The organism is Mesorhizobium sp. M7A.F.Ca.CA.002.09.1.1 (assembly GCF_003998555.1).
In the GTDB taxonomy this organism is placed as follows: Bacteria; Pseudomonadota; Alphaproteobacteria; order Rhizobiales; family Rhizobiaceae; genus Mesorhizobium; species Mesorhizobium ciceri.
In genome coordinates this window covers 1-1,033 of record NZ_RZRR01001320.1, presented here as the reverse complement: position 1 = coordinate 1,033, position 1,033 = coordinate 1, and the positions used below count along the sequence as shown (strand labels likewise).

Here is a 1,033-nt window from a genome sequence, read left to right as displayed (position 1 = left end):
ATTGCATGGAGTAACCTCCGCTCGTTGCTTTGCTTACAGAGGCCGATAGGCGACCGCCTCGACCTCGATCTTGATATCGATCATCAGCCGCGATTCGACCGTGGTGCGGGCCGGCGGGTTCTTCGGAAAGTGCCTGGCATAGACCGCGTTGAAGGCGCCGAAATCGCGCGCGTCTTCCAGCCACACGGTGGTCTTCACCACATCGTCCATGGTGCAGCCGGCCAGCGCCAGCGCGGCCTTGACGTTGGCGAGCACCTGCTCGGTCTGTTCCGATATGCCGCCCTTGACCACGATGCCGTCGCTGCCGACGGGAACCTGGCCCGAGACATAGACGAGATCGCCTGCCCGCACGGCGGGCGACAACGGCACATGCGACGTTCCAAAACACTGTTTCGGCAAGGGACAAGCCTCCTCTGATGACAGGACGGGGTGCCATTGCAGCGCCCGCTTCGATCGACATTTACGCCGATCCGGCCGATCCTCATAGGGGCCTTGTTGGAAAGCAACATTCTTGGAAATCTGCGTTGCTTTATTACAAGAGCCCTTGCATCGTACGCGCTGACGGGCGGCTTGGAAGCCGCACCGCATAGACGGATTTGCCAGAGCGGAGACAGCAGCAATGACCTACGACAAGAACCCGTTTCCATCAGGCGATGCCGATCGCCACGCGCTCTGGGAAATGCTGGTGCGGCGCGACATCGACGCCTTCATCGGCCAGGACTGGGCCATGGTCGAGGACGATTTCGTCGCCGAGAGTTTCTTCGGCATGCATGCGCATTTCCTGCACAACGCCGACGCCTGGCGGCTGCAGTTTCCAAGGCTCGAAGTCTATCGCGACGAATGGCTGCGCCAGGCCAAAGAGACGGCGGCGACCAAATTCGCCGAGCCGCTGCGCGAGGCGCTGTTTCGCGTCACCAACATGCGAGACATCGACGTCGACGGCGACCGCGCCGTGCTGCACAAGAAGTTCGACGGCTCGGTCGCCAAGGCGGACGGCAGCGTCGACCGGCTGAAATGGCAGACGCTGTATTTC

The 1,033-nt window shown here is 61.7% G+C and carries 2 protein-coding genes; one reads left to right on the top strand and one right to left on the bottom strand.

From position 1 onward, the window contains the following. Window positions 1-33: 33 nt before the first annotated feature. Entirely contained in the window at window positions 34-399 is a 366-nt protein-coding gene (locus tag EN994_RS32885; protein WP_063169591.1) for a RidA family protein, read from the bottom strand. Window positions 400-619: 220 nt separating this feature from the next. Here EN994_RS32885 and EN994_RS32880 point away from each other — a divergent pair. Next, window positions 620-1,033: hypothetical protein (locus EN994_RS32880; protein ID WP_127308223.1), on the top strand; the 414-nt coding region annotated here is incomplete at its 3' end.